At 65.3% G+C, this 23,463-nt stretch carries 21 protein-coding genes; 9 read left to right on the top strand and 12 right to left on the bottom strand.

Annotated features, from left to right (window positions below; genetic code table 11):
* Positions 1–35: 35 nt before the first annotated feature.
* The 7 genes from ACQ4N9_RS05540 to ACQ4N9_RS05510 form a co-directional block, all read right to left on the bottom strand.
* On the bottom strand, positions 36–212 hold the full coding sequence (locus ACQ4N9_RS05540) for a hypothetical protein (protein ID WP_390966216.1): 177 nt from the start codon (positions 210–212) through the stop codon (positions 36–38).
* The gene (locus ACQ4N9_RS05535; protein WP_390966214.1) at positions 209–1,321 is read right to left on the bottom strand and encodes a PepSY-associated TM helix domain-containing protein; all 1,113 of its coding nucleotides are present in this window, start codon (positions 1,319–1,321) and stop codon (positions 209–211) included. Before ACQ4N9_RS05535 ends, ACQ4N9_RS05540 begins: the two co-directional genes overlap by 4 nt.
* A gap of 131 nt (positions 1,322–1,452) precedes the next feature.
* Entirely contained in the window at positions 1,453–3,879 is a 2,427-nt protein-coding gene (locus ACQ4N9_RS05530; protein WP_390966212.1) for a TonB-dependent siderophore receptor, read from the bottom strand.
* A gap of 204 nt (positions 3,880–4,083) precedes the next feature.
* Entirely contained in the window at positions 4,084–5,028 is a 945-nt protein-coding gene (locus ACQ4N9_RS05525) for a FecR domain-containing protein (protein WP_390966210.1), read from the bottom strand.
* Positions 5,025–5,543 carry an RNA polymerase sigma factor gene (locus ACQ4N9_RS05520; RefSeq protein WP_110992306.1) on the bottom strand — a complete coding sequence of 173 codons (519 nt, stop codon included), beginning with the start codon at positions 5,541–5,543 and terminating at the stop codon, positions 5,025–5,027. The genes ACQ4N9_RS05525 and ACQ4N9_RS05520 overlap by 4 nt, the downstream gene beginning before the upstream one ends.
* A gap of 292 nt (positions 5,544–5,835) precedes the next feature.
* Positions 5,836–6,546 carry a 3'-5' exonuclease gene (locus ACQ4N9_RS05515; protein WP_390966207.1) on the bottom strand — a complete coding sequence of 237 codons (711 nt, stop codon included), beginning with the start codon at positions 6,544–6,546 and terminating at the stop codon, positions 5,836–5,838.
* A complete protein-coding gene (locus tag ACQ4N9_RS05510; RefSeq protein ID WP_390966205.1) occupies positions 6,543–8,480 on the bottom strand; it encodes a putative nucleotidyltransferase substrate binding domain-containing protein in 1,938 nt (645 codons plus the stop codon). Before ACQ4N9_RS05510 ends, ACQ4N9_RS05515 begins: the two co-directional genes overlap by 4 nt.
* A 209-nt stretch (positions 8,481–8,689) precedes the next feature.
* Here ACQ4N9_RS05510 and ACQ4N9_RS05505 point away from each other — a divergent pair, with 209 nt between their 5' ends.
* Entirely contained in the window at positions 8,690–9,187 is a 498-nt protein-coding gene (locus ACQ4N9_RS05505; protein WP_390966203.1) for a response regulator, read from the top strand.
* A gap of 53 nt (positions 9,188–9,240) precedes the next feature.
* Here the strand turns inward: ACQ4N9_RS05505 and ACQ4N9_RS05500 are convergent, their stop codons facing one another.
* Positions 9,241–11,418 carry a malate synthase G gene (locus ACQ4N9_RS05500; protein WP_390966201.1) on the bottom strand — a complete coding sequence of 726 codons (2,178 nt, stop codon included), beginning with the start codon at positions 11,416–11,418 and terminating at the stop codon, positions 9,241–9,243.
* 459 nt (positions 11,419–11,877) lie between these two features.
* Here ACQ4N9_RS05500 and ACQ4N9_RS05495 point away from each other — a divergent pair, with 459 nt between their 5' ends.
* A complete protein-coding gene (locus ACQ4N9_RS05495) occupies positions 11,878–12,396 on the top strand; it encodes a glycine cleavage system protein R (RefSeq protein WP_390966199.1) in 519 nt (172 codons plus the stop codon).
* 333 nt (positions 12,397–12,729) lie between these two features.
* On the opposite strand, the gene rarD is transcribed toward ACQ4N9_RS05495, so the two are convergent.
* The 4 genes from rarD to ACQ4N9_RS05475 form a co-directional block, all read right to left on the bottom strand.
* Complete coding sequence (gene rarD, locus ACQ4N9_RS05490) at positions 12,730–13,617, bottom strand: EamA family transporter RarD (protein WP_125857179.1); 888 nt, start codon at positions 13,615–13,617, stop codon at positions 12,730–12,732.
* 64 nt (positions 13,618–13,681) lie between these two features.
* The gene (locus tag ACQ4N9_RS05485; RefSeq protein WP_390966196.1) at positions 13,682–14,656 is read right to left on the bottom strand and encodes a serine/threonine protein kinase; all 975 of its coding nucleotides are present in this window, start codon (positions 14,654–14,656) and stop codon (positions 13,682–13,684) included.
* 70 nt (positions 14,657–14,726) lie between these two features.
* Positions 14,727–15,491 (bottom strand): TOBE domain-containing protein, encoded by a 765-nt coding sequence (locus ACQ4N9_RS05480; RefSeq protein WP_125462316.1) that lies wholly within the window; start codon positions 15,489–15,491, stop codon positions 14,727–14,729.
* Between the two features lie 57 nt (positions 15,492–15,548).
* Entirely contained in the window at positions 15,549–16,286 is a 738-nt protein-coding gene (locus ACQ4N9_RS05475; protein ID WP_390966194.1) for a ComF family protein, read from the bottom strand.
* Between the two features lie 89 nt (positions 16,287–16,375).
* Here ACQ4N9_RS05475 and bioB point away from each other — a divergent pair, with 89 nt between their 5' ends.
* From bioB to ACQ4N9_RS05440, 7 genes are all read left to right on the top strand, one after another.
* Positions 16,376–17,434 carry a biotin synthase BioB gene (gene bioB / locus ACQ4N9_RS05470; protein ID WP_125857183.1) on the top strand — a complete coding sequence of 353 codons (1,059 nt, stop codon included), beginning with the start codon at positions 16,376–16,378 and terminating at the stop codon, positions 17,432–17,434.
* A gap of 2 nt (positions 17,435–17,436) precedes the next feature.
* On the top strand, positions 17,437–18,609 hold the full coding sequence (gene bioF / locus ACQ4N9_RS05465) for an 8-amino-7-oxononanoate synthase (RefSeq protein WP_390966192.1): 1,173 nt from the start codon (positions 17,437–17,439) through the stop codon (positions 18,607–18,609).
* A complete protein-coding gene (locus ACQ4N9_RS05460) occupies positions 18,602–19,333 on the top strand; it encodes an alpha/beta fold hydrolase (protein ID WP_125462320.1) in 732 nt (243 codons plus the stop codon). Before bioF ends, ACQ4N9_RS05460 begins: the two co-directional genes overlap by 8 nt.
* The gene (bioC, locus tag ACQ4N9_RS05455; protein ID WP_390966189.1) at positions 19,326–20,150 is read left to right on the top strand and encodes a malonyl-ACP O-methyltransferase BioC; all 825 of its coding nucleotides are present in this window, start codon (positions 19,326–19,328) and stop codon (positions 20,148–20,150) included. Before ACQ4N9_RS05460 ends, bioC begins: the two co-directional genes overlap by 8 nt.
* Position 20,151: 1 nt before the next feature.
* Positions 20,152–20,832 (top strand): dethiobiotin synthase, encoded by a 681-nt coding sequence (bioD, locus tag ACQ4N9_RS05450; protein ID WP_390966187.1) that lies wholly within the window; start codon positions 20,152–20,154, stop codon positions 20,830–20,832.
* A gap of 131 nt (positions 20,833–20,963) precedes the next feature.
* On the top strand, positions 20,964–21,260 hold the full coding sequence (locus ACQ4N9_RS05445; protein WP_125462323.1) for a pyrroloquinoline quinone biosynthesis protein PqqE: 297 nt from the start codon (positions 20,964–20,966) through the stop codon (positions 21,258–21,260).
* 265 nt (positions 21,261–21,525) lie between these two features.
* Complete coding sequence (locus ACQ4N9_RS05440; RefSeq protein WP_390966185.1) at positions 21,526–23,331, top strand: phenylacyl-CoA dehydrogenase; 1,806 nt, start codon at positions 21,526–21,528, stop codon at positions 23,329–23,331.
* The last annotated feature ends 132 nt before the right edge of the window (positions 23,332–23,463 follow it).

The raw sequence follows: 23,463 nt of genomic DNA, 5'->3' as shown, positions 1-23,463 counted from the left end.
ACAAGGCCGCTCCTACACGGACAGCGTGGTTCCCTCTAGCGTCGCCAGAACCCGCTCAGGCCCAGCACGGCCGAAGCCCCCAGGCCGATCCAGGCCAAGCTGTCCCAGAGCCCATCCCCGAGCAGCGCGGCGAACAGCCCGACGAGGCTCAGCAGCGCCACCAGCGCCGGCCAGGCGAAGATCCGCCCGGTGCTTTGCGAGTTGTGGCTCATGCCCGCGCCTCCTTCGCTTTGCGCTGTTTGCCCCACCACAGGTACAGGCCGCTGCCGAGCACGATGATGGTCAGCACGTCGAGCATGGCCCAGAGGATCTGCATCGGCCGCCCGCCGTAGTCACCGAAATGCAGCGGCTGCGACAGGCCCATGGCATCCATGTACCACGGGCGCTCGCCGACGGCGGTTACCTGGAGCGTGCGGGCGTCGATCAGCACCGGGGTGAACAGGTGCGAGGTCAGTGGCGTGGCGCCGTTCATGAACACCGCGTAGTGGTGCTCGCTGGAAAAGCGTGTGCCGGGGAAGGCGATGAAGTCCGGGCGCATGCCAGGGGCGGCTTGTTCGGCGATGTGCAGCAGCTGGGTGGCGGGTGCGCGCTCGGTGAGGGGCGGCGCATTGCGGTAGGGCGCGACCATGGCCGCCAGGCTGTCGTTGCGCCAGGCGGCGATGACCAGGTCGGACAGCGCGCTGATCACCCCGGTGACGCCCACCACCAGTGCCCAGCTGAGGGTGACCACGCCGATCAGGTTGTGCAGGTCGAGCCAACGCAGCCGTGAAGATTTTTCGTGGCGCACGGTGGCGAACTTCAGACGGCGCATGAACGGCGCGTAGAGCACGGTGCCGGAGACGATTGCCAGCACGAACAAGACGCCCATGAAGGCCAGCAGCAGCTTGCCCGGCAGCCCGGCGAGCATGTCCACGTGCAGGCGCAGCATCAGCATCATGAAGCCGCCGTTGGCAGCCGGCATGGCCACCGCCTCGCCGGTGCGGGCGTCGAGCATGAAGGTGTGCGAGTCGTTCGGGTCGGTGCCGGCGGTGGCGGCGGTGATCGCCACCACGCCGTTGGGTTCGTCCTTCTCGTAACCGAAGTACTGCATCACCTCGCCGGGGCGGTGCTGCTCGGCCTTGAGCACCAACTGCTGCAGGTCCAGGTGCGGGGTGCCTGCGGGCATCTCGCGCAATTCGGGGGCTTCGCCCAGCAGGTGCTCGATCTCGTGGTGGAAGATCAGGGGCAGGCCGGTGAGGGCGAGCAGCAGCATGAAGAGGGTGCAGATGAGGCTGGTCCAGGTGTGGATCGCTGACCAGCGGCGGATGGTTGAGCTTTTCATCACGGTACCGTTTACGTCTGTTGGACCGTGGGGCTGCTGCGCAGCCCTTTCGCCGGCAAGCCGGCTCCCACCATGCGATCCCTGTGGGAGCCGGCTTGCCGGCGAAAGGGCCGCGCAGCGGCCCCGGTCACTCAGAACTTGTAGGTGGCGCTGGCGACGACGCTGCGCTGGTCGCCGTAGTAGCAGTAGAAGCTGTCGCAGGTGGAGATGTAGTCCTTGTCGAACAGGTTGCTGGCGTTGAGCGCCACCGACGCACCCTTGAGGCTGTTGTCCAGGCGGCCGAGGTCGTAGTGCACCGAGGCGTCGAACACCGTGTAGGCGTCGGCCTTGCCCAGCCAGGTGTTGCCCTGGTCGCCATAGGTATTGCCGGTGTAGCGCGCGCCGGCACCGATGCCGAAGCCATCGAGCACGCCGCTGTGCCAGGTGTAGTCGGCCCACAGCGAGGCTTGCTGGTTGGGCATCAGCTGCAGGCGGTTGCCTTTGTACTGGCCATCCTGCACTTCGGACTTGGCCAGGGTGTAGGCGGCGATCACCTTGAGGTTCTCGGTGACGTCGGAGGTGGCTTCCAGCTCAAGGCCGCGCACCTTCACTTCGCCAGTCTGGCTGGTGACCGGCACCGCGCCGACGAAGCTGGTGGCCGAGACGTTCTTCTGGGTCAGGTCATACACCGCTGCGCTGAGCAGGGTATTGGAGCCGGGTGGCTGGTACTTGATACCCAGTTCCCACTGCTGGCCTTCGGTTGGCTTGAGCGAGTTGGTCGAGGTGACGTCGGCCTTGCTGGTGGGCTGGAACGACTCGGCGTACGACAGGTAGGGCACCAGGCCCGAGTCGAACACGTAGCTGATCGCCGCGTTGCCGCTGAACTTGCGGTTGAGCTGGCTGTTGTCGGTGTCGTCCTTGATGAAGTGGGTATCGGTCTTCACCCAGTCCTGGCGGCCACCCAGGGTCAGGCGCCAGTTGTCGAGGGCCATCTGGTCCTGGATGTACAGGCCGGTCTGGCGGGTTTTCTGGTCGTAGTCGTAGAACGCGTCGGAACGTGGCGGGCGGGTGATGGGCGCGCCGGTCACCGGGTTGTTCACATTGATGTCGGTGGCGCTGCCAAAGATCGCCGTGTAGTTGTTGTTCATGCGCTGGTGGTCCAGGCCGAGCAACAGGGTGTGGCTGACGGCGCCGGTGTCGAAGTCGCCCTGCAGGTTGTTGTCGACGGCGAACTGGCTGATGTCCTCGTCGACGTTGGTGGTGCCGCGGCCGACTGTGCCATCTGGACTGACCGTCGTGCCATTACTGTTGTAGCTGCGCACTGTGACGGTCTGGAACGCCAAGTCCGACTTGGTGTAGCGCAGGTTCTGACGGAACTGCCAGACATCGTTGATGCGGTGTTCGAACGCATAACCCAACGCGTAGTAGGTGCGGTCGTAGAAGTCGTAATCCGGATCGCCGAGGTTCTTGTGGTGGGAGATATCACCGAACGGCATCGAGATCTTGGTGCCCTGGATCGGGTAGAACTGGCTGGTGACGCCGGTGTCGTCACGGGTGAACTGGCTGAGGAAGGTCAGCTTGGTGTCGTCGTCGATGTTCCAGGTCAGGCTCGGCGCGATGTTGTAGCGCTTGTTCTCGATGTGGTCGATCTGCGTGTCGCTGTCGCGCACCACACCGCTGACGCCATAGAGGAACTGGCCCTGGTCGTCGATCTTGCCGGTGCTGGCGAAGTTGATCTGGCGATGGTTGTCGCTGCCGTACTGCACCTGGATCTCGTGGGCGCTTTCGGCTTGCGGGCGGCGGCTGACCATGTCCAGCAGGCCGCCGGGCGGGGTTTGGCCATAGACCGACGAAGCCGGGCCGCGCAGCAGGGCCAGGCGGTCGAGGTTCCAGGTTTCGGCTTTCGGGTTGGCGTACACGCCGCGGGGCAGTGGCAGGCCATCGAGGAACTGGGTCGGCTCGAAGCCGCGCACCAGCATCCAGTCATAGCGGGTGTCACTGCCGTAACTGGCGGAGACGATGCCCGGCATGTATTTCACGGCGTCATCGAGGCTGTGCACGCCGCGGTCGTTCATCTGCTGGCGGGTGGCAACGGAGATCGAACGCGGTGCTTCCACCAGGGCGGTGTCGGTCTTGGTGCCGGCGGCGGTGCGCTTGGCGAGGTAGCCGTCTACCGGGCCCCAGGCGCTTTCGCTGTCGCTGGCGGCGTTGACGGTGGTTTCCGGCAAGGCCAGGGCCGTTTCGGGGACGGCCACCAGGCTGTAGCTGCCGGCGCTGCTTTGCTGCAGTTGCAGCCCGGTGCCGCGCAGGGCGGCCTGCAGGGCGCCGAGGGCGTCGTACTGGCCGCTGACCGGGGCCGAGGTGCGGCCGCTGACCAGGGCCGGGTCCAGGGCCAGGGTGATGCCGGCCTGGCTGGCGATCTGGTTCAGGGTGCTGGCCAGTGGTGCGCCGGGCAGCGCGTAGGTGCGCAGGGCCGACTGTTCGGCGGCGAACAGGGCGGGGCTGGTCAACGGGGCGGCCAGGCCGATGGCCAGGGCCATCAGGCTGGGGCGAAGCAAGGCATCAACAGCGCGGGACATGCGGCGGCTCCTCGACGGATAAGTGCTATCTGCTTCCTTGCCGAGTGAGTTTTGAAAAGTGACAGGGGGTGGGGGAAAAAAAGCTGAAAGTTGCAAGCTTCAAGCTGCAAGAGCAAAGCGGGATCTGCAGTGACCTGCTTTTTCTTGAAGCTTGAAGCTTGAAGCTTGAAGCTTGAAGCTTGAAGCTTGCAGCTCGAGGCTGCCTCAGCGGGCGCTGACGGTTACCCACCACGGCGTATGCCGCTCGATCTTCACCGGCATTACCGGTTGCAGCGAGGCCAGCGCCAGGTCGGTGTTGGTCAGCGGGAAGCTGCCGCTCACGCGCAGGTCGGCGACCTCGTCGGCCACCCCCAGGTGGCCGCTGCGGTACTGGCCAAGGGTGGCCACCAGGTCGGCCAGGCGCACGTTGTCGACCACCAGCATGCCGCGGGTCCAGGCATCGGCGCCGACCGCTACCGGGCTGACCGCGCCCAGGCCTTCGGTGTTCATCAGCACTTGCTGGCCTTCGCGCAGTACCTGCTCGTCGCCGCTGTCGCGGGGTTTGGCGGCCACCGACGATTGCAGGACTTCCAGGCGGGTGCCACCGGCTTCGCGCTTCACCAGGAAACGTGTGCCCAGCGGGCGCAGGCGACCATCGGCGGTGCGCACTTGCAGTGGACGGCTGTCTTCATGCCCGGTTTCCACGGATATCTCGCCCTGGTGCAGCACGATCAGCCGTTGTTCGCCCTGGAAGTCGATATCCACTGCGGTGTGGCTGTTCAGGCTCAGCAGCGTGCCGTCTTCCAGGCGCAGGGTGCGTAGTTCGCCGGTGGCGGTACGTTGGTCGGCCAGCCAGTAGTCCGGCGACAGCGAGGGCATGCCGGCCCAGGCCAGCACGCCGCCGAGCAGCAGCATGCCGGCCAGCCCGCCGAGCCGTCGGCGCATGCCGCTGCGCGACTGCAGCAGGGCATGGCGGGCGGGGCCGGCGGCGGTGTTGAAGCGCTGGTCGAGCAGGCTCAGTTGCAGCCAGGCGCGGGCATGCTCTTCGTGGGCGGCATGCCAGCGCATGAATTCGTTGCGTTCGTCGGGGCTGCCGCTGCCTTCGTCCAGGCACAGCTTCCAGGCGATGGCGGCGTCCAGCACGGTGCTGGAGACGGGGCTGTTGTTCATGTCGGCTGCCCGTACAGGGCGATGTAGCACTGGCGCATGCCTTGGGCGATGTACTGGCGCACGCGGGACACCGAAACCCCCAGGCGCTGGGCGATTTCGGCGTGGCCGAGGCCGTCCAGGCGGTTGTGCAGAAACGCGGCGCGCGCCTTGCTCGACAGCTTGCCGAGCAGGCGATCGATGGCCTTGAGGTCTTCGAGGATCAGGTATTGCAGTTCTGGCGAGGGCTGTTCGGCTTCGGGCAACAGCGCAAGTTCCGCGAGGTAGGCCTGTTCCAGCGCGGCGCGGCGGAAGTGGTCGAACAGCAGGCCCTTGGCCACGGCAACCAGGAATGCGCGGGGTTCGCGGGGGGCGTCCAGCCGTTCGCGGCCGAGCAGGCGCACGAAGGTGTCCTGGCTCAGGTCTTCGGCGCGCTGGCGGCAGGCTGTGCTGCGTTGCAGCCAGGCCAGCAGCCAGCCGCGATGGTCGCGGTACAGCGCGCTGACCAGTTCGGCGTGTGGGCTCTGCGCAGACGTCAAGGAACGTCCCCCGATAAAGAATGCGTTAACTAACGATAATTATTCGCGATTGTCGCAGAGGCGAGGGTAGGGGCGCAATTGACGCTTATCGGATTGCCATTACGGTTGGATGCATGCCATCTGTGCAGCAGCGGCCTTGCCGGGGCACTCGACCGGTGGGAAAGGGGCTGCCTTGCAGCCCTTCGCGGGTAAACCCGCTCCCACAGGATTGCGCACAATCTCAAGCCAACACTGTACCTGTGGGAGCGGGTTTACCCGCGAAAGGCCTACAGGGCGACATGAATCGCGGCCGTTAGAAGCCGTGACTCGGCATTTTGCGCCGACGCCACTGTTTAAGCCTTTGCTCCAGCTGCAACGGACTGTCCAGTTGCTGGCGGCGGGCCTGGCTGAACAGGATCAGGGCCAGCTCGGCGGTGACCTGGGCGTCGGCACTGGCATGGTGGCGGGCTTGGACTTCGAGGCCGAAACGGGCGATCCAGTCATCCAGCCCGGCTTCGCGCAGCACCGTGTCGGGGTTGAGCATGGGGGCCAGCTCCGCCACATCGAAAAACGGGTGGCGCAGGCGCAGGCCAAGGCTGTCCTGCAGCGCCCGCGCCAGCATGTGCTGGTCGAACGAGGCATGGAACGCCAGCACCGGGCTGTCGCCAATGAACGCCATGAGGTCGAGCAAGGCTTCGGCCGGGTTGCAGCCGGCGGCCAGGGCGCTGGGGCCGAGGCCGTGGATCAGCACGCTGGCGTTGGTCTTCTGCTCGGGGCGGTGCAGGGTGCGCTCGAACTGCTGGCCGAGGTCGATGGCACCATCTTCGATGGCCACCGCGCCGATCGACAGCACCTGGTCGCGGTTGAGGTTCAGGCCGCTGGTCTCCAGGTCGAGCACCACCCAACGCTGCTCACGCAGGGAGCACACGGCCAGCGGCGCAGGCCCGGGCAGGCTGGCCAGGCGCTGGCGCAGGTGCTCGTCCAGCGTGGGCGCCGGTGGGCGCAGCCAGGCGAACAGGTTCACAGCTGATACCGCAAGGCCAGGCTGCTTTGCAGGCGCTGGGCCTGGCGCAGGGATTCGCGCAGGATGCGCCGGTCCAGGTGGTTGAGGCTGTCCGGGTCGAGGCGGTTGGAGTACGCCAGGTTGGCGCGGGTCTGGCGCTGGTGCTGCTGCATGCGGGTCTGCTGGATGAAGTGGTAAGCCTCCTCGAAGGCGGCGCCGTCGAGTGCGTCGATGACGCCCTTGGCAACCAGTTGGCGCAGGCGCTCGAGGGTGTTGCAGGCCTTGATGCCATGGGCCAGGGCCAGCAGCCGCGCGCCGTCGACGAAGGGCGTCAGGCCCTGCACCTTGAGGTCGAGGGTGGCGGCCTTGTCGTCACCCTGGCGGGTCAGTACGAACTCGCGCAGGCGCCCCACCGGCGGGCGCTGGCGCAGGGCGTTGTCGGCCATCATGCGCTGGAAGATGCGGTTGTCGGCCACCTGCTGGAGCAGGCCTTGGCGCAACTGTTCACAGCCCTGTTCATCGCCCCACACCACGCGCAGGTCGAAGTAGATGCTCGAGCCCAGCAGGTTCTCCGGGCTGGCCTCGCGCACGAAGCCGGCGAAGCGCCGCGCCCACTCGCTGCGCGACAGGCACAGCTCGGGGTTGCCGGCCATCACGTTGCCGGTGCACAGGGTGAAGCCGCACTGGGCGAGGTTGTGGTTGATGTGCTGGGCCAGCGGCAACAGCCTGGCGCGGATGGCATCGGCTTCGGCGCGGTCGTGGGCTTCGAAGAGGATGCCGTTGTCCTGGTCGGTGTGCAGGGTCTGTTCGCGGCGGCCTTCGCTGCCGAAGCACAGCCAGCTGAACGGCACGCCCGGGTCGCCGCGTTCGGCGATGGCCAGTTCTATCACCCGGCACACGGTGTGGTCGTTGAGCAGGGTGATGATCTGGGTGATCTGGGTCGAGGAAGCGCCGTGGGCGAGCATGCGTTCGACCAGTTGGCCGATCTCGCCACGCAACGACACCAGGCTGTCCAGCCGCGGGGCGTGGCGGATGGTGCGCGCCAGGTGCACCAGGTCGACCCGTTGCAGGGAGAACAGGTCGCGCTCGGAAATCACTCCGCACAGGCGCTGGTTGTCCACCAGGCAGACGTGGGCGATATGCCGTTCGGTCATGGCCATGGCGGCGTCGAAGGCGCTGGCCTGGGGGCTCAGGTAGAACGGCTTGGCGGTCATGTAGCGTTCGATCGGCGCGGTCAGCTCGGCGCTGGCATCGGCGACCACCTGGCGCAGGTCGCGCAGGGTGAAGATGCCGATGGGGTAGCGTTGCGGGTCGACGATGACGATGCTCCCGACCTGTTGTTCGTGCATCAGCCGCACCGCTTCGCGCAGGGGCGTGTCGGGGCTGCACACCACCGGGTGGCGCATGGCCAGTTCGCCCAGCGGGGTGTTCAGCGAATACTGGGTGCCCAAGGTCTCGACCGCTTTCTGGCGCACCTGCTGGTTGACCTGATCGAGCAGGCTGCTGACCCCGCGCAGGGCGAAGTCGCGGAACACGTCGGACAGGGAGAACACGCGGATGAACGCGGCTTTGTTCAATTGCAGGCAGAAGGTGTCTTCGCCTGCCAGGTGCTCGGTGCGGGTGGCGCGTTCGCCCAGCAATGCGGCCAGCGGGAAGCATTCGCCGCCGGTGATCTCGAAGGTGGTCTCGGTGCCCGGGCGGGTGATGTGCTGGCGTTCGCCGACCACACGGCCCTGCTTGACGATGTAGAAGTGCTCGACCGGGCCGTCGCTGGGCTTGATGATGCTTTCGCCAGCCGCGTAGAAGCGCAGCTGGCACTGTTCCACCAGGAAAGCCAGGTGGCTCTGTTCCATCTGGTTGAACGGCGCAAAGCGCTGCAGCAACTGCAGGGTGCCCTGGATGTTCTGCTGCACTGCGGTTTTGCCCGCCTGGCGGTAGGCGTCCTTTTTACTCATGAAGCTGACCGTTTCGCTACGCCGAACTATATATATCTATCTATAGGGCTCGGCTTTGTTGTTCTCGGCCTCCATGGTCGGCTGGCCGCCTTGTGGTGCCCATTGGACGTAAGTCTAGAGGCACTGATGGCAAGGCCCCGACGAAAGGCGCACAGGGCGGTGCGGGTTTAGGGTCTTAGGGTTTGAGCGACATTTTTGACGAGACGACCATGGCTGAGCATGACGACATATTGAGTGACGCCGAGCGTGAGGCGTTGGCCGTGGTGAGCGCGCCGGTGGCGCCCAAACCGGTGGTGCTGGTGGTGGATGACAACCCGGTGAACAGCCAGGCGCTGAGCTTGTACCTCAAAAGCCGGGGCATCGACTGCATGACCGCCGACGGCGCGCAGGAGGCGATGTTGAAGCTGCATTACGAGCGTCGGATTGCCCTGATGATCACTGATTTGCGTATGGAGCCGAAGGATGGCATGGAGCTTATCCGCCAGGTTCGCGAGTCGGAGCGGGCGGCGCTGTCGATCATCGTGGTGTCGGGCGACACCGATGTGAAGGAAGCGGTGGACGTGATGCACCTGGGGGTGGTGGATTTCCTGCTCAAGCCGGTGGACCTGGGCAAGCTGCTGGGGTTGGTGAAGAAAGAGCTGAAGATCGAAGATCATCCAGGGAGTCCGGCCCCCACTGGACACCGTGCATCGCATAAACGGCGTTGACCCTGTGGGAGCCGGCTTGCCGGCGAATGGGCCGCACAGCGGCCCCTTGCGGCTTACAGCCCGTTACGCGCCTTGAACTCGCGGCGACGACGGTGCAGCACTGGCTCGGTGTAGCCGTTTGGCTGCTTGGCACCTTCAACCACCAGCTCGATCGCCGCCTGGAACGCGATGTTGTCATCGAAGTTCGGCGCCATCGGGCGGTACTGGGCGTCACCGGCGTTCTGCTTGTCCACCACCGCGGCCATGCGCTTGAGGCTTTCCAGCACCTGCTCCTGGGTGACCACGCCATGGCGCAGCCAGTTGGCCAGCAGCTGGGCCGAGATGCGCAGGGTGGCGCGGTCTTCCATCAGGCCGACATCGTTGATGTCCGGCACCTTCGAGCAGCCCACGCCGTGGTCGATCCAGCGCACCACGTAGCCGAGGATGCCCTGGGCGTTGTTGTCCAGCTCGTTGCGGATCTCGTCGGCCGACCAGTTGGTGTCGGCGGCCAACGGGATGGTCAGGATGTCGTCCACCGAGGCCGGGGCACGCTGGGCCAGCTCGCGCTGACGGGCCTGCACGTCGACCTTGTGGTAGTGCAGGGCGTGCAGGGTGGCGGCGGTCGGCGATGGCACCCAGGCGGTGTTGGCGCCGGCCAGCGGGTGGGCGATCTTCTGCTCGAGCATCGCGGCCATCAGGTCGGGCATGGCCCACATGCCTTTGCCGATCTGCGCACGGCCTTGCAGGCCGGTGGCCAGGCCGACGTCGACGTTGTTGTTCTCGTAGGCGCCGATCCACTTCTCGTTCTTCATGGCGCCCTTGCGCACTACGGCGCCGGCTTCCATGGAGGTGTGGATTTCGTCACCGGTGCGGTCGAGGAAGCCGGTGTTGATGAACACCACGCGCTCGGCGGCGGCCTTGATGCAGGACTTGAGGTTGACCGTGGTGCGGCGCTCCTCGTCCATGATGCCGACCTTGACGGTGTTGCGCTTCATGCCCAGCAGGTCTTCGACGCGGCTGAAGATTTCGGCGGCGAAGGCCACTTCTTCCGGGCCGTGCATCTTCGGCTTGACGATGTACACGCTGCCGCTGCGGGTGTTCTTGCGGCTGGTGTTGCCGTTGAGGTTGTGCAGGGCGATCAGGTTGGTGAACAGGCCGTCCTGGATGCCTTCGGGGATTTCGTTGCCCTGGGCGTCGAGGATCGCTGGGTTGGTCATCAGGTGGCCAACGTTGCGCACGAACAGCAGCGAACGGCCGTGCAGGGTAACGCTGCCGCCGTTGGGGGCTGCGTATTCGCGGTCCGGGTTCATGGTGCGGGTGAAGGTCTTGCCGCCTTTGCTCACGCTCTCGGCCAGGTCGCCTTTCATCAGGCCCAGCCAGTTGCGGTAGACGATCACCTTGTCAGCGGCGTCGACGGCAGCGACCGAGTCTTCGCAGTCCATGATGGTGGTCAGCGCCGATTCCATCAGGATGTCTTTCACGCCAGCGGCGTCGGTGCTGCCGACCGGGGTGCTGGCATCGACCTGGATCTCGAAGTGCAGGCCGTTGTGCTTGAGCAGCACGGCGGTCGGTGCGGCGGCGTCGCCGTGGAAACCGATCAGTTGGGCGTCGTCACGCAGGCCGCTGTTGCTGCCGCCCTTGAGGGCCACGACCAGCTTGCCGGCTTCGATGCGGTAGGCGGTGGAGTCGACGTGGGAGCCGGCCGCCAGTGGCGCGGCTTCGTCGAGGAAGGCGCGGGCGAAGGCGATCACTTTGTTGCCACGCAGCTTGTTGTAGCCCTGACCCTTTTCGGCGCCGCCTTCATCGCTGATCACGTCGGTGCCGTACAGCGCGTCATACAGGGAGCCCCAGCGGGCGTTGGCGGCGTTCAGGGCGAAGCGGGCGTTCATCACCGGCACCACCAGCTGTGGGCCGGCCATGTGGGCGATTTCTTCGTCGACGTTTTGCGTGGTGGCCTGGAAATCGTCTGCTTGTGGCAGCAGGTAGCCGATTTCCTGGAGGAATGCTTTGTAGGCTACGGCGTCGTGGGCCTGGCCTTTGCGTGCCTGGTGCCAGGCATCGATCTTGGCTTGCAGCTCGTCGCGCTTGGCGAGCAGGGCTTTGTTCTTGGGAGCGAGGTCTTTGATGATCTCTGCCGCCCCGGCCCAGAACTTGTCGGCTTCGATGCCGGTTCCAGGGATCGCTTCGTTATTGACGAAGTCGTACAGGGCCTTGGCGACCTGAAGGCCACCGACTTGAACGTATCCAGTCATTGCTTGCCTCACCTCTGCTCAGCTATTTCGCTTTCGCTCTTCTGTATTAAGCCTGTAGCGCTTCTCTAAACACGGCACCAGTGCATGCACTCGTCGGGCGAGCGCGGCTGGGTGCGGCTCGCCAGACTGGCTGGCGGGCGGCTCGCGTATTTTCACAGGCGCCTTGGCAGACATCCAAACGACGCTTTGTAGTCCGCGTCGACGCATACTACATGAAGCAGCAGGCAGGTAAACATCAGACTAAAAGCGTCGCTGCGTGACCGATAAGTCGCGTAGGGTCACGCCGGGAAAGGGTATGTTCGCAAAAAACAGGTGGATTGTTCCAGATAAATCTTGAAACAGTACACGATTGGTCGGCCAGACTGTCCTGCGGCAGGTTGCCGCGCCTTGCCTATACTGATTCGGTCCCTGTTGTTCGGCCGTTTGACACGGCCCTGACCGAACCTGAAGGAGTGGCCTGTGGACCATCTCGTACTCACCGTGATCGCCCCCGACAAGGCCGGGCAGGTCGAACGCATTGCCCAGTGCATCGCCGATCACAGCGGCAACTGGCTGGAGAGCCGTATGTCGCGCATGGCCGGGCAGTTCGCCGGGATCCTGCGGGTGGCGGTGCCTGCTGAGAACTACGACGAACTGGTCGTGTCGCTCAATAAACTGTCGAAATACGATATTCGCGTGCTGATCGCCGAGAGCGGCATCGAGCCTTCCTGTACCTGGAAGCCGATCGCCATGGAGCTGGTGGGCAACGACCGGCCGGGCATTGTCCGTGATATCACCCGGTTGCTGGCGGAGCAAGGGGTCAACGTCGAGCGTTTGAGCACCGAGGTGCGGCCGGCGCCGATGAGCAGCGAACCGCTGTTCCATGCCGACGCCCTGCTGGCGTTGCCGTTGACCTTGGCTCTGGACGATTTGCAGGTGAAGCTGGAGAGCCTGGCGGATGACTTGATGGTGGAGTTGAAGTTGCGGCCGGAGGAGTGATTCGAAATCGCAGGGGCTGCTTCGCAGCCCTTTCGCGGCACAAGGCCGCTCCTACAGGTGACCGCGATCCCTTGTAGGAGCGGCCTTGTGCCGCGATGGGGCGCGAAGCGGCCCTGAGGTGGTTATCCCGATTTAACGGGGACGCTCCTGTGGATAACCTGGGGGCGTACCGCTACAACCCAACAACGGTGCAGGCTGGCGCGATTTGAGCAAAAAACACCCAGTAATCAGTAGCTTGTGCACAAACCACGGGGACGAGGGTGTGGATAACCTCTGGAGCGCTTGCTGCAGGCCACGCACCGCGTGGCCTGTAGGGGTTTGAGCATTATTTGATCAGTCGCGCTTGCGCAAACTGAGCCAGGCATCGACGCTGTACACGGCCAGGCCCGCCCAGATGCAGGCGAAGGCCATCAATGTGCTGGACGACAAATGCTCGCCGAACAGCAGCACCGCCTGCAGCAGCACCAGGGTCGGCGCCAGGTACTGCAGGAAGCCCAGGGTGGTGTACGGCAAGTGACGGGCGGCGGCGTTGAAGCACACCAGCGGTACCAGGGTCACCGGGCCGGCGGCGATCAGCCACAGCGCTTCGCTGCTGCTGAAGAAGTCCAGGCTGGCGCTGTTGGCGGTGGGGTGCAGCAGCAGCCAGCCGATGGCCAATGGCACCAGCATCCAGGTTTCCACCACCAGCCCCGGCAATGCGGCCACTGGTGCCTGTTTACGAATCAAGCCATAGAAGCCGAACGACAGCGCCAGCGCCAGCGACACCCATGGCAGGCTGCCGACCTGCCACACCTGCTGTGCCACTCCCAATGCCGCCAGCCCCACCGCCAGCCATTGCAGGCGGCGCAGGCGCTCGCCGAGTAGCAGCATGCCCAGCAGCACATTGATCAGCGGGTTGATGTAGTAGCCCAGGCTGGCCTCGAGCATGCGCCCGTTGTTCACAGCCCACACGTAAGTCAGCCAGTTGCCGGCGATCAGCGTGCCGCTCAGGGCCAGGATGGCCAGGCGGCGTGGGTTGTCACGCAGTTCGCGCCACCATCCGGGGTGTTTCCACACCAGCAGCAGCAACGAGCCGAACAGCGCCGACCAGAGCACTCGATGGACGATGATTTCCACCGCCGGGACGCTCTGGATGGCTTTGAAGTACAGGGGGAACAGGCCCCAGATGATGTAGGCGCCGAGGCCCAGAATGTACCCGCGGCGCGGGTTGGCGGCGTGCATGCAGAATCCTTGCTTAGGTAGCTAAATAACGCGACGCCTATTGTAGACAGAGCGCGCTGTGCTTCTAGAACAATTTCAACGGTTGTTCATCCAGCGCAGCCATCTGTTCGCGCAGCGCGAGGATCTGGTCGCCCCAGTAACGCGGCTGGCCGAACCAGGGGAAGCTCGGCGGGAACGCCGGGTCGTCCCAGCGCCGCGCCAGCCAGGCGCTGTAGTGCAGCTGGCGCAGGGCGCGCAGGGGCTCGATCAGGGGCAGTTCGCGCGGGTCGAAATCGTGGAATTCGTTGTAGCCGTCGATCAGTTCGGCCAGTTGGCCGAGGCGCTCTTCGCGGCTGCCGGCGAGCATCATCCACAGGTCCTGCACCGCCGGGCCCATGCGGCAGTCGTCGAGGTCGACCACATGGTAGGCCTCGTCGCGGTGCATCAGGTTGCCGGGGTGCAGGTCGCCGTGCAGGCGGATCAGCTTGTGCGGGGTACGTGCGTAGATGTCCTCGACGCGCTTGAGCAGGTCACGGGCCACGGATTCGAAAGCTGGAAGCAGCTCGCGGGGGACGAAATTGCCTTCGAGCAGGGTGCGCAGGGAGGCGTGGCCAAAGTTGTCCACAGCCAGTTGTTCGCGGTGTTCGAAGGGGCGGGTGGCACCGACTGCGTGCAGGCGGCCGAGCAGTTGGCCGAGGCGGTAGAGCTGGTCGAGGTTGCCCGGCTCGGGCGCATGCCCGCCACGGCGAGGGAACAGGGCAAAGCGAAAGCCCTGGTGCTCGAACAGCGAACGGCCGTCGTGCTGCAGCGGCGCAACCACCGGCACCTCGCAGTCGGCCAGTTCGGCGCTATAGGCATGTTCTTCGAGAATGGCCGCGTCGCTCCAGCGCCCCGGGCGATAGAACTTGGCGATCAGCGGCTGCGCGTCCTCGATGCCCACCTGGTAGACCCGGTTTTCGTAGCTGTTGAGCGCCAGGACACGGGCATCGCTGAGAAAGCCCAGGCTTTCCACGGCATCGAGCACGAGGTCGGGGGTGAGGGTGTCGAAGGGGTGGGACATACAGGGCTCCAGGCGCGGGGACAGCGTGGGCGCATGGTAGCGCATTCCTCGCGGCAACCGCGGAGCTGCGCTACACCGGCACGCCCAGCAGTACATAGGAGGGATGGAACTGCACCCGGATCTCGCAGCCTGCCCGTACCTGATGCTGCTCCAGCCATGGCTGCTCGGCGATCGCGCACAAGGTCTGGCCGTTGTCCAATACCAGGCGCACTTCGCGTTGTTCGCCGTCATCGGCGAGGACTTCCTCGACCGTGGCCTTGAGGCAATTGCTGCCGTGCTCGGCCTGCTCATCGGCGCCCAGCAACTGCAGCCAACCCGCTTTGAGCAGCGCCAGCACCGTGGCGCCCAGGGTCAGCTCGAGCCGTTCGGTACTGCCGCGGGTGATCAAGGCTTCTATCTCCAGCCCGCCGCCGAGGGTCAGGCTGATACGGTCATGCCGGCCTTCGCGGCGCAGGCCGCTGATCCGTCCCTGCAACTGGTTGCGGGCGCTGGTGCGCAGCATCAGACGCCCGAGCAAGTCGAGGTCGCTGCTGTGCTCTGCGGCTTCGAGCATCTGTGTCTGCAAGGCTTGCAGGCGCTGGTACAGGCGCAGCACGCGTTCGCCCTCGGCGGACAGCCGTGCGCCGCCACCACCGCGCCCGCCCGTGCTGCGCTCGACCAGCGGCTGGTCGGCGAGGTTGTTGAGCTCATCGATGGCGTCCCAGGCGGCCTTGTAACTGATGCCGGCGGCCTTGGCGGCGCGGGTGATCGAGCCTTGTTCGGCGACATGCTGCAACAGGGCAATGCGCTGCGGGCGGCGGGCGATGTGCTGGGTGAGCAGGGCGGGCAGGGACATGGGCGGGGTTCGGTTGTGCGGAAGATCCCGCGACGTTGCCGCCCGCACCCGGCCAAGTCAAGCCTGATCGGGCCGGGGCGTGCGCGCCAGGCAATAGATGTCGACGCGCCGGGCGCCCTGTTTGCGCAGCAGGCTGGCGATGGCCTGGGCGGTGGCGCCGGTGGTCAGCACATCATCGATCACCGCCAGGTGCAGGCCTTCGACTTCAGCGCCCGGGGCGAGGGCGAAGGCCTGGCGCAGGTTGCGCCGCCGGGCCTTGGCCCCCAAGGCCTGCTGGGCCTGGGTGTCGCGTGTGCGTTCGAGCAGCTGTTCGTCGCAGGGCAGTTGCAGTTGCGTGGCCAGCCAGCGGGCCAGCATCGCCGACTGGTTGAAGCCGCGTTGGCGCAGGCGGCGGCTGGCCAGGGGGACGGGCAACAAGCGATCAGGCCTTGGCAGGTGTTCGTTGAAGCGATGTTCCAGGGCCTGGCCGAGCAACTGTGCCATCAAGCGGCCCATCGGCCACTGGCTGTTGTGCTTGAAGCGGCTGATCAGGCTGTCGACCGGAAAGCCGTAATGCCACAACGCAACGACCTGGTGGAACGCCGGTGCGCGGCGGCGGCAACTGGCGCAGGTGAAGCCGTCCATCGGCAGTGGCAGCCCGCAGCGGCGGCATTGTTCGTGGAGCCAGGGCAGTTCGCTTTCGCAGGCCATGCACAGTGGCCAGGGCTGTTGCGCGGGTTCGTCGCAGAGCAAACAGTCGCGATCAATATTTATACACTTGTAAACCAGTGCTTTTATGTTTGGTTGACAGTCCATGGTCCTTCCGTAAATATGCGGGCTATCCGTGATGCGCTGGCGGGCTTTCCTGTCCCGGCGTCAGTCAGACCATAGATAAGGAAACGCCGATGAGCGCCAGCACAATTGCAACCACACGTCACGACTGGTCCCTGGCCGAGGTCAAGGCGCTGTTCCAGCAGCCGTTCAACGACCTGCTGTTCCAGGCGCAGACCATGCATCGCGCGCACTTCGACCCCAACCGCGTACAGGTATCGACCTTGCTGTCGATCAAGACCGGCGCCTGCCCGGAAGACTGCAAGTACTGCCCGCAGTCCGGCCACTACAACACCGGGCTGGAAAAACAGAAGCTGATGGAAGTGCAGAAGGTGCTGGAAGAAGCCGCCCGGGCCAAGGCCATCGGCTCCACCCGGTTCTGCATGGGCGCTGCGTGGAAGCACCCATCGGCCAAGGACATGCCCTACGTGCTGGAGATGGTCAAAGGGGTCAAGGCCATGGGCCTGGAAACCTGCATGACCCTCGGCAAGCTCGACCAGGAGCAGACCCTGGCCCTGGCTCAGGCCGGCCTGGACTACTACAACCACAACCTCGACACCTCGCCGGAGTTCTACGGCAGCATCATCACCACCCGTACCTACAGCGAGCGCCTGCAGACCCTGGCCTACGTGCGTGATGCCGGCATGAAGATCTGCTCCGGCGGCATCCTCGGCATGGGCGAGTCGCTGGACGACCGCGCAGGCCTGCTGATCCAGCTGGCCAACCTGCCTGAGCACCCGGAATCGGTGCCGATCAACATGCTGGTCAAGGTCGCTGGTACGCCGTTGGCTGAAGAGGAAGATGTCGACCCGTTCGATTTCATCCGCATGCTGGCCGTGGCTCGCATCCTCATGCCCAAGTCCCACGTGCGCTTGTCCGCCGGCCGTGAACAGATGAACGAGCAGATGCAGGCCCTGGCCTTCATGGCTGGCGCCAACTCGATCTTCTACGGCGAAAAACTGCTGACCACCGCCAACCCGCAGGCCGACAAGGACATGCAGCTGTTCGCCCGCCTCGGCATCAAGCCCGAAGCCCGTGAAGAGCACGCCGACGAAGTGCATCAGGCCGCCATCGAGCAGGCAGTGGTCGAGCAGCGCAACAGCGCGCTGTTCTACGACGCAGCCTCGGCCTGAGCATGGCCTTCGACCTCGCCGCGCGGCTGGCCGAACGGCGTGCCGCGGACCTTTACCGCCAGCGGCCACTGCTGCAGAGCCCGCAGGGGCCGCAGGTGGTGGTCGATGGCCAGCCACTGCTGGCCTTCTGCAGCAACGACTACCTGGGCCTTGCCAACCACCCCGAGGTGATCAAGGCCTGGTGCGACGGCGCCGAGCGCTGGGGTGTCGGCGGCGGTGCCTCGCATCTGGTGATCGGCCACAGCACACCGCACCACCAGGTCGAGGAGGCATTGGCCGAATTGACCGGGCGCCCGCGGGCACTGTTGTTCTCCACCGGTTACATGGCCAACCTTGGCGCCATCACCGCGCTGGTGGGGCAGGGCGACACGGTGTTGCAGGACCGCCTCAACCATGCCTCGTTGCTGGATGGCGGGCTGCTCAGTGGGGCGCGTTTCAGCCGCTACCTGCACAACGATCCGGCCAGCCTGGCCAGCCGCCTGGGCAAGGCCACCGGTAATACGCTGGTGGTCACCGATGGCGTGTTCAGCATGGACGGCGATTGCGCCGACCTGCCGGCCCTGGCTGAAGTGGCCCGCGCCCGTGGTGCCTGGCTGATGGTCGACGATGCCCATGGCCTGGGTACCTTGGGTGCCAAGGGTGGCGGTATCGTCGAGCACTTCGGGCTGGGCATCGAAGATGTGCCGGTGTTGATCGGCACGCTGGGCAAAGCCTGTGGCACGGCGGGCGCCTTCGTCGCGGGCAGCGAGGAACTGATCGAGGCGCTGGTGCAATTCGCCCGCCCCTACATCTACACCACCAGCCAGCCACCGGCGCTGGCCTGCGCCACGCTCAAGGCGCTGGAGTTGCTGCGCCGGGAAACCTGGCGGCGCGAGCACCTTTCGGCGTTGATCCGCCAGTTCCGCGAGGGCGCCGAGCAGATCGGCCTTAAGCTGATGGACAGCCACACGGCGATCCAGCCGATCCTGATCGGTGATGCCGCCCGGGCGATGGCGTTGTCGCGCCGGCTGCGCGAGCTTGGCCTGTTGGTGACGGCTATTCGCCCACCTACCGTACCCGCTGGCAGCGCGCGGCTGCGGGTGACGCTGAGCGCCGCCCACAGTGAGGCGCAGGTCCAGCTATTGTTGAATGCATTGGCCGAGTGTTATCCACCGCTGGAGGCCGCTGATGCGTAACCGTTTGATCCTTCTGCCCGGCTGGGGGCTGGGTACTGCGTCACTGGAGCCGCTGGCCGCCAGCCTGCGTGCCCAGGACCTGCGCCTGCAGGTGGAGCTGATGCCGCTGCCGGAACTGCCCCACAGCGATGTGCAGGCCTGGGTCGAGCACCTCGACCGGCAGTTGCCGACCGATGCCTGGCTGGGCGGCTGGTCGCTGGGTGGCATGCTTGCCAGCGCCTTGGCCCACAAGCGTGGCGACCACTGCTGTGGGCTGCTCACCCTGGCCAGCAATCCCAGTTTCGTCGCCCGGCCGGACTGGCCCCATGGGATGGCGGCGGACACCTTTGGCACCTTCCTCGATGGCTGCCGAAGCCATACGCAGGTCACCCTAAAGCGCTTCCGCACCCTGTGCAGCGACGGCGCGCTGCAGCCGCGCACCTTGTTGCGTCAGTTGGGGGTGGGCGTACCCGATACCGACCCGTTGTACCTGGCCACCGGCCTGGAAGTGTTGGCCAAGCTGGATACCCGCGCGGCACTGGAGCAGTACGGCGGCCCGCAACTGCACCTGTTTGCCGGCAGTGACGCGTTGGTTCCGGCGGAGGCGGCCAAGGCGTTGAGCGAGTTGTTGCCGGACGTGGAAGTCGGCCTGGTCGAAGACAGTTCCCACGCCTTCCTGTTGGAATATCCGCAGGAGCTGGCGGCGGGCATCAAGAGTTTTTTGCATGAGAGTGGCGATGACTGACCTTTCCCAGCCGAGCCTGCCCGGCGGCCTGCCAGACAAACGCCAGGTGGCGGCTTCGTTCTCCCGTGCCGCCGCCAGCTACGACAGTGTCGCGGCCTTGCAGCGTGCGGTGGGGGCGACCTTGCTGGACAAACTGCCGGACGACCTGGCGCCTGAGCGCTGGCTTGACCTGGGCAGCGGCACGGGGCACTTCAGCCGGCTGCTGGCGACGCGTTTCGCCGGTGCCAGCGGCGTGGCCATGGATATCGCCGAGGGCATGCTGCGCCATGCCCGTGAGCAAGGTGGTGCGCAGTATCACGTGGCGGGTGATGCCGAGCGCCTGCCGCTGGCCGATGGCAGTGTCGACCTGCTGTTCAGCAGCCTGGCGGTGCAGTGGTGTGGCCAGTTCGGCAGCGTTTTGAGCGAGGCCGGGCGGGTGTTGCGCCCGGGCGGTGTGATGGCGTTCAGCAGCCTGTGCGTCGGTACGCTCGATGAACTGCGCGCCAGTTGGCAGGCGGTAGACGGCATGGTCCACGTCAACCGCTTCCGCCATTTCGACGACTACCAGCGCCTGTGCGCGGGCAGCGGCCTGGAACTGATCGGCCTGGAGCGCCGCGCCCATGTGCTGCACTACCCGGACGTGCGCAGCCTGACCCACGAACTCAAGGCCCTTGGCGCGCACAACCTCAACCCTGGGCGCCCTTCGGGGCTCACCGGGCGGGCGCGGATGCAGGGGCTGCTGCAGGCTTACGAGCAGTTCCGTCAGCCCCAGGGGCTGCCGGCCACCTACCAGGTGGTCTATGGTGTGCTGCGTCAATCTGCGGCAGAGGGGCAGTAACATGAGCCAGGCCTATTTCATCGCCGGCACCGACACTGACGTTGGCAAGACCACCATCGCCGCCGGCCTGCTGCATGCGGCGCGACAGCATGGCTTGAGTACCCTGGCAGCCAAGCCGGTGGCGTCCGGTTGTGCGGTCACCTCCAAGGGGTTGCGCAACAGCGATGCCCTGGCGCTTATCGATGAAAGCTCGATCAAGCTGCCTTATGAGGAGGTCAACCCTTTCGCCTTCGAGCCGGCCATCGCGCCCCATGTCGCCGCGCGCGAAGCCGGGGTGGCGCTGAGTGTGCCGACGTTGCTGGAAGCCATGCACCATGTGCTGGCACAGAATGCCGATTTCACCCTGGTCGAAGGTGCCGGGGGATGGCGCGTGCCGCTTTCGGGCCACGCCAACCTGTCGGACCTGGCGATTGCCCTGAAGCTGCCGGTGATCCTGGTGGTTGGCGTGCGCCTCGGGTGTATCAACCACGCCCTGCTCAGTGCCGAGGCGATTGCCCGAGATGGCCTGCAACTGGCCGGTTGGGTAGCGAATATCGTCGACCCACGGACATCGCGGCTGGAAGATAACCTTTCCAGCCTGGCAGAGCGGCTGCCCGCGCCTTGCCTGGGGCGGGTGCCATGGCTCAAGCAGGCGAGTGCGGATGCGGTGGCCGCGCATCTGCAGCTGGATCTGCTGGATTAGACGGCCTGCCGGATGGCGGCATGATCCGGTCTATTGGCTGGCACTAGGCTATTAGGGATTTAAACGGGCCTTTTCCTGGCTGGCCTGCTTTAATAAGCCCTGTTCATTACCCAGCGTCACGGAGTCCTGACATGGAAATCAACGCAAGCTCCGCCTTCTACGCAGGCCTGGGGGCTATCCAGAACGGGCAGAACCGCGTCGACCAGGCCGCCCAGCAGATCGCCAGTGGCGCCGTCGAGCGTGGCAACACCAGCCAGTCCACCGACTACCAGGCCGAGCGCCTGCGTGGCGTCGACCGCAGCCAGCAGATGGACCTGGCCACCAGCACCGTGCAACTGGCGCTGGGCAAGCAGGAAGTCGAACTGGGCGTCAAAGTCGCCAAGGCCTCGGACGAAATGCTCGGTCGGTTCATCGACACCTACGCCTGATCGTCACCTCACATTCAGCAACATCGCGGGGCAAGCCCGCTCCCACGCCCCGCCCTGCGGCATTGCGTGGGAGTGGGCTTGTCCCGCGATGCGTTTAGAGGGTAGTGGCGTAAATGTCATGTTGGGCGGCGTAAATGACACTGAGCCTTCCTTGACATCGCAGTCACCTAAACGTAAGTTTCAAACAACTGTTTGATCGATAACCGCCAAGCGTTGGTCGGTGTCAGCGGTCTCCCCAGAGAACTCATCACAGAGGTTCATCGCAATGCCTGATTACAAAGCTCCCTTGCGTGATATCCGCTTCGTCCGCGACGAACTGCTTGGCTATGAGGCGCACTATGCGAGCCTGCCGGCCTGCCAGGACGCCACGCCAGACATGGTGGACGCGATTCTTGAAGAAGGCGCGAAATTCTGTGAGCAGGTATTGGCCCCGCTGAACCGTGTCGGTGACCTGGAAGGCTGCACCTGGAGCGAGTCGGGCGTGAAAACGCCGACCGGTTTCAAGGAAGCCTACGAGCAATTCGTCGAAGGCGGCTGGCCGAGCCTGGCCCATGACGTCGAGCATGGCGGCCAGGGCCTGCCTGAGTCGCTGGGCCTGGCCCTGAGCGAGATGGTCGGTGAGTCGAACTGGTCGTGGGGCATGTACCCAGGCCTGTCCCACGGCGCGATGAACACCATCTCCGAGCACGGCACCCCCGAGCAGCAGCACACTTACCTGACCAAGCTGGTGTCCGGTGAGTGGACCGGCACCATGTGCCTGACCGAGCCGCACTGCGGTACCGACTTAGGGATGCTGCGCACCAAGGCCGAGCCTCAGGCCGACGGCAGCTACAAGGTTTCCGGCACCAAGATCTTCATCTCGGCCGGTGAACACGACATGGCCGGCAACATCGTCCATATCGTCCTGGCTCGCCTGCCCGATGCGCCTGCCGGCACCAAAGGCATTTCGCTGTTCATCGTGCCCAAGTTCCTGCCAAACGCCGAAGGCGGCGTCGGTGAGCGCAACGGCGTGAGCTGCGGCTCGCTCGAGCACAAGATGGGCATCCACGGCAACGCCACCTGCGTGATGAACTTCGACAGCGCCACCGGCTACCTGATCGGCCCAGCCAACAAGGGCCTGAACTGCATGTTCACCTTCATGAACACCGCACGCCTGGGCACCGCACTGCAAGGCCTGGCCCACGCTGAAGTGGCGTTCCAGGGCGGCCTGAAGTACGCCCGCGATCGCCTGCAGATGCGCTCCCTGACCGGCCCGAAAGCGCCTGAAAAGGCGGCCGACCCGATCATCGTCCACCCCGACGTGCGCCGCATGCTGCTGACCATGAAGGCCTTCGCCGAAGGTAACCGTGCGATGGTCTACTTCACCGCCCAGCAGGTGGATATCGTCAAGTACAGCCAGGATGAAGAGGCCAAGAAAAAGGCCGACGCACTGCTGGCCTTCCTCACCCCGATCGCCAAGGCCTTCATGACCGAAGTCGGCTTTGAAGCCGCCAACCACGGCGTGCAGATCTACGGTGGCCACGGCTTCATCGCCGAGTGGGGCATGGAGCAGAACGTGCGCGACAGCCGCATTTCCATGCTGTACGAAGGCACCACCGGCATCCAGGCCCTCGACCTGCTCGGCCGCAAGGTGCTGATGACCCAGGGCGAGGCGCTCAAAGGCTTTACCAAGATCGTCCACAAGTTCTGCCAGTCGCAGGAAGGCAACGAGGCTACCAAGGAGTTCGTCGAGCCACTGGCGGCGATCAACAAGGAGTGGGGCGAGCTGACCATGAAGATCGGCATGGCGGCGATGAAGGATCGCGAGGAAGTCGGTGCCGCTTCGGTGGATTACCTGATGTACTCCGGCTACGCCTGCCTGGCTTACTTCTGGGCCGACATCGCTCGCCTGGCCGCCGAGAAGCTGGCTGCCGGCACCAGCGAAGAGGCGTTCTACACCGCCAAGCTGCAGACTGCGCGCTTCTACTTCCAGCGCATCCTGCCGCGCACCCGCACGCATGTCGCGGCGATCCTGTCCGGTGCCGACAACCTGATGGCGATGAAGGAAGAAAACTTCGGCCTGTCCTACTAAGGCCAGCCGGCTGTAGCAAAACCGCCTGCCGTTACCGGCAGGCGGTTTTTTTTCGTCCGTCGATTCAGCTGGCCAAGTGGCGGTGGCCCGCTGGGCAGGGGCTCAGGCATCTCCAATGCGATCGCGGAGCAA

The sequence above is a fragment of the Pseudomonas sp. ES1 genome (assembly GCF_050586605.1).
Lineage (GTDB): Bacteria > Pseudomonadota > Gammaproteobacteria > Pseudomonadales > Pseudomonadaceae > Aquipseudomonas > Aquipseudomonas sichuanensis.
The sequence above is the reverse complement of the archived record's forward strand: the minus strand, read 5'-3'. Positions and strand labels throughout refer to the sequence as shown.